Annotated in this window: 6 protein-coding genes; 3 read left to right on the top strand and 3 right to left on the bottom strand. The window is 35.6% G+C overall.

Features of this window, described 5'->3' with window-relative positions; all coding sequences use genetic code 11:
• Positions 1-123: 123 nt before the first annotated feature.
• The gene (locus tag WMO38_RS14805; protein ID WP_349163193.1) at positions 124-336 is read right to left on the bottom strand and encodes a hypothetical protein; all 213 of its coding nucleotides are present in this window, start codon (positions 334-336) and stop codon (positions 124-126) included.
• Positions 337-379: 43 nt separating this feature from the next.
• Positions 380-946 carry a biotin transporter BioY gene (locus tag WMO38_RS14800; protein WP_021865133.1) on the bottom strand — a complete coding sequence of 189 codons (567 nt, stop codon included), beginning with the start codon at positions 944-946 and terminating at the stop codon, positions 380-382.
• 198 nt (positions 947-1,144) lie between these two features.
• Between WMO38_RS14800 and bioB the strand changes: the two genes are divergently transcribed.
• Positions 1,145-2,101: a biotin synthase BioB gene (gene bioB / locus WMO38_RS14795; protein ID WP_349163192.1), complete on the top strand. Its 957-nt coding sequence runs from the start codon at positions 1,145-1,147 to the stop codon at positions 2,099-2,101.
• On the opposite strand, the gene WMO38_RS14790 is transcribed toward bioB, so the two are convergent.
• Complete coding sequence (locus WMO38_RS14790) at positions 2,094-2,663, bottom strand: helix-turn-helix domain-containing protein (RefSeq protein WP_349163191.1); 570 nt, start codon at positions 2,661-2,663, stop codon at positions 2,094-2,096. The two genes, bioB and WMO38_RS14790, sit on opposite strands and share 8 nt — an antisense overlap.
• Before the next feature lie 189 nt (positions 2,664-2,852).
• Here WMO38_RS14790 and WMO38_RS14785 point away from each other — a divergent pair, with 189 nt between their 5' ends.
• Positions 2,853-3,566: a LytR/AlgR family response regulator transcription factor gene (locus WMO38_RS14785; protein WP_349163190.1), complete on the top strand. Its 714-nt coding sequence runs from the start codon at positions 2,853-2,855 to the stop codon at positions 3,564-3,566.
• 4 nt (positions 3,567-3,570) lie between these two features.
• A complete protein-coding gene (locus WMO38_RS14780; RefSeq protein WP_349163189.1) occupies positions 3,571-4,881 on the top strand; it encodes a sensor histidine kinase in 1,311 nt (436 codons plus the stop codon).
• Positions 4,882-5,001: the final 120 nt, after the last annotated feature.

Below are 5,001 nucleotides of genomic sequence, written 5' to 3'. Positions count from 1 at the left end.
TTCTCAAGTTATCGCGGCAGTCGCCAAGGTCTCGTGCAAGCACGGACTTTGGCTCGTTACACGCGTAAATAAAAAAGGAACATGATAAATGAAGTTTTCTCCATAAATCATGTTCCGCTTAGTTTACACCTTTACAATACTTCCATCCGATATAATCACGCTGTCCCCCTCGTTAATATCATTTTCATATAAATACGCATCTGCAATTTCAAGCTGCTTTTCATTGCCCGAACTATCCTTAATTCTTACAATGTCTTTGTAAACAGCTCCGTCAGGAAGACCTTCGCACCCGAAATCAGGTTCGTCAATTCTTATAACTGTATAAATACTATCCATAACTATGCCTCGTACTTGTTTTTTGAAAGCACTGACAAAACCGTTAATTTTTAATAATATTTTTAAATGCGGGAACTATCTGAGCCGCAACTATTGATTTTACCAAATCAAGCGGAATAAACGGCACAAATCCGATTAAAAATGCACTCTGTAAATTAAGATGATTCTGTGCCATAAGCCAGAACATTCCAAGAATGTCAATAATCAACGCACCCGCAATAGCAGAAAGTGTATATCTTATACGGTTATATTTTTTACCTCTGATAAGCGGAAGAATTACAGCAACGAGAATAAATGTTGCAGTATAACCGCCCCATGGTCCGATTAAATAACCTGTTCCGGCACCGCCGCCGATAAATACAGGAAGTCCTACCACACCGAGAAGCATCCATACAAGAATGATAAAAAATGACTGCTGAAGCGGAAATAACAATGCAATAAGAAGAATTACAAAGTTAAGCAGTGTAATATGCGGTGCTCCGGGAACTGGAATCGGTATGCTGATATATGCAGAAATACATAAAATTGCAGCAAATATAGCCATCATGACTAAGCTTTGTGTTGTAAATGCAGGTTTTGCACCCGCTACTGGTTTTGTTGGTGTTTCCATTTTTATTATACCTCACTCGTATATATTTTGTCTAAAGCAAGTATAATAAACGCCCTCTTGATTGTCAACCTTTATTTCATTGCAGTTTACATTTCGTTGACAATATACATTTTACTGATTATAATATCATTTATTAATATTTTTTATATTATGATTGTTTTACCAGTTAATATTTTTATCAGAAAGCAGGTTATTTTTATGACAATAAATGATTTAAAAGATAAAGTAATATCAGGCGGGTTAATTACAATCGACGATGCTTTGTTTCTTTCCGAAGCAGACCTTGATGATTTGTGCAAAGCCGCCGATGAAATACAGCACACATTTTTTGGAAATGACTTTGACATATGTGCCGTTGTCAATGTAAAAGGCGGAAAATGTTCCGAAAACTGCGTTTACTGTTCACAGTCAACATGTGCAAAGATTCCCGTCAAAGCCCATGCAATGATTTCACCGGAGCTTCTTTTAAGACACGCAAGGCTCCGTAATCTTCACGATATACGCCACTACTGTCTGGTATCATCCGGAAAACGCGTAAGCGACAAAGATATTGACAAAATATGCAGCGGAATCAAAGCAATCTGCCGTGATACTAAACTTTCGGTCTGTACCTCTTTCGGTCTTCTGGGCGAAGAACAATTCAGAAAACTTAAAGAAGCAGGCGTTGTAAGAATACATAACAACCTTGAGACATCAAAACGATATTTTCCGTATCTGTGCACAAGCCATACATATGACGAAAAAATCGCCACAATAATTGCGGCAAAAAAAGCTGGGCTTGAAGTTTGCAGCGGCGGTATTTTCGGTGTCGGTGAAACAATGAAAGACCGCATCGACATGGCATTCACGCTGCGTGACCTTGATGTCACATCAGTGCCGATTAATCTTTTAAATCCAATAAAAGGCACACCTATGGGCGATTTTGCTCCGCTTACAAAAGAAGAAATTTTAAGAATAACCGCTCTCTATCGTTTTATACTTCCGAAACAATATATAAGATTAGCCGCAGGCAGAAATTATCTTCCCGACAGCGGCTTTTCATGTTTCAAATCAGGTGCCAATGCGACAATCACGGGAAATATGCTGACCGTAAAAGGAATTTCAATGGATGAGGATATTCGCACCATAAAAGAAATGGGCTATAAAGTTATCTGATTTTTGATGTATTACGAGTATCTTTTACAGTCAAGGCAACTCCTGCCGCAATACATACAATTCCTGTTATGCAGGATATGACGTTTCCTACTGCGGGCTGTTTTTTCACAAAATAAACCGCTGTGGGACCGTCAATACTTCCGCGAACGGCTTCAGACGTCTGCATGTATGGATTCTTTAAAAAATATATTCCTGCTGTTATCAGTGCAATGCCGACAGCAACACATATAATAGTTATACTTTTATGTAACTTTTTTCTTCTCATATTATATTTTTCAATCTCTTCCTTATATAATGCAAGTTCCCGCTTTTCCTCTTCGCAATCTGCGTAATTCTTATCTGCATCGGCATTATCTTTACCGCTGTTAATTAATTCAACAATCGTAATTCCGAATACATTTGCAAGTTCCTCCAGATTAACGATGTCGGGGATACCTTTTCCACGCTCCCATTTACTGACGGCTTTATCCGTAACATTTATTTTGTCCGCAAGTTCTTTTTGTGTCATATTTTTTTGTTTTCTTAACTTTGCAATATACTTTCCCATTTTTTCAGAATCCATATCATACCTCCGCGATTTTATAATTTATTTTTTACTATATGAAAATCTTACGATTTTAAATGAATTTTTTCAATCGACGATGCGTAGAGTGACTAGAATTTTTTATCGGTGCGGGTTATAATGTTGTTATTATTCGGTATTTTAACAATTAAAGAATTTTTGACATACCGGGATTTACGGAGATTACATATGAAAATTGCTGTTTGTGATGACGATATTGCGGAACTTAATAACATTTGCGAAATACTAAATAACTATTTTGAAGAAAAAAAATACGATCTTTATATTTCAAAATTCGGAAGCAGTGTAGAACTTGCCTCTATTATACAAAAAGAAAAATTCGACATATATATTCTTGATATTGTCATGCCCGTCTTAAGCGGTATGAATCTTGCAATCGAAATACGCAGTTTTGACAAAGCTTCCGATATTATTTTTCTTACGTCTTCACCTGAATTCGCTGTTGAAAGCTACTGTGTCAAAGCAACTGATTACATATTAAAACCTGTTGACAAAAATCGTCTTTTAAATTCAATTAACGAAATTGCCGAAAAAAGAAAATATGAACAAGAAAAATATGTTGTAATAAAGAGCAATATTGGTGTACACAAAATTATGTTATCAAATATTATCTGTGTCGAAGCACAAAAACATCATGTCATATATCACTTAAAAAACGATGAAAAAATCGAATGTACGGATAAATTTTCAAATGTATGCGAATTTCTTTTAAACAACCATGAATTTATTCTCGTCCATCGCTCTTTTCTCGTAAATATGAATTATATACGACACATTGACGCCACAGATATTTATATGCAGAATTCACTTATAATTCCACTTGCACAACGAAGAGTTGCCGATATTAAACGACATTATCTCGCATTCCAGATGGAGGACTGAAAATATGGATATTTCTGTCATTTTAAATATAACCAACTATATATTTGTATTAATTTTCGGAATCGTTGTATCATTATGTCTCGCAGATATAAGCTGGAAAAAATACAGCAGCTTTTATATAATTACACTTATTTTATTTGCGTTAATTCAGGCTGTTTTCTATCTTGTCCTCGGTGAAACAGTTCTTTATAAATGTTATCCTCTCCTTATACACATTCCGCTTATTTTATTAATATGTTTTTCTTTTCACAAAAATATATTAATTTCCGTAACCTCAGTTCTTGCCGCATATCTTTTATGCACACCAAGAAAATGGTTTGGAACTCTTGCAGCATCATTTTTTGACGGTAATACTCTGGTTTCTGATACTGTTTCCATTCTTGTCACAATTCCGCTTATGATTCTCGTTATCAAATATATGTCTCCGTACATAATCCGCCTGAAATATGAATCAAAGAAAGCTTTGTTATTATTTTTCATGCTTCCTCTGGCTTATTATATTCTGGAATACGCATTTACTGTATACACTGATTTGCTGTATACAGGCGGAGCTGTTGTCATAGATTTTATGGACAGTTTTATTGTTGTATTTTATTTTATATTATCAATGTTGTCGTTAAAATTTTCTGATGAAAAAAATAAAGCTGAACGCGAAAATCTGCTGCTCACGACGGCAACTTCACAAGCTGCAAAAGAAATAGAACAGCTGTCCTTTTCGCAAAAACAGTCTTCTATATACAGACATGACCTGCGTCACCATATGAATTTTATAAAAAACTGTATTGAAAATAACGAAACTTCACAGGCTCTCTCTTACATTGATGAAATATGCACCGGACTTGAAAACAGCCGTTTTATCAGATATTGCAGCAACGAAGCGATAAATCTGATTTTGTCATCATATGCCGACAAAGCTGCTGCCCAAAACATAACTGTTAATTTTAATGTCACCGCATCAAATTTTGATTCATTTAAAATAGCAGATTTATGCAGCCTGCTTGCAAATGCTCTTGAAAATGCCCTCAATGCATGCACACACATTTCTGAAGCTGAACAACGCTATATCAATTTAAAAATTTATGAAAAAAATGAACAGCTCTGTATAAATATTGCAAACAGCTACTGCTCATCTCCAAAATATGCACCGGTCTTTAAAGACGGTATTCCTGTATCATATCGTCCCGGCCACGGAATTGGCGTACAGAGCATGATTTCCGTCATGGAAAAATATCATGGCCTATACGGATTTTTCACCGACGACAGGGAATTCCGTTTTCAGGCGACTATTAATATGACGGGGAACTTGGGGATGTAGATAAGCTCACGAATATCTGAAATAACATATGTGGATAAAAATCACCTCGTATTATATAGTAGTAGTTTTTAGAGACCATCTCCAAGGTCTTAATAACTGTTAAATCATAGTCTCTTCTTT

Origin of the sequence: Lachnospira hominis (ex Hitch et al. 2025) (assembly GCF_040096395.1) — a bacterium.
Lineage (GTDB): Bacteria > Bacillota > Clostridia > Lachnospirales > Lachnospiraceae > Lachnospira > Lachnospira hominis.
Note: the sequence above shows the minus strand (reverse complement) of the source record. Positions and strands in the feature narration are given on the sequence as shown.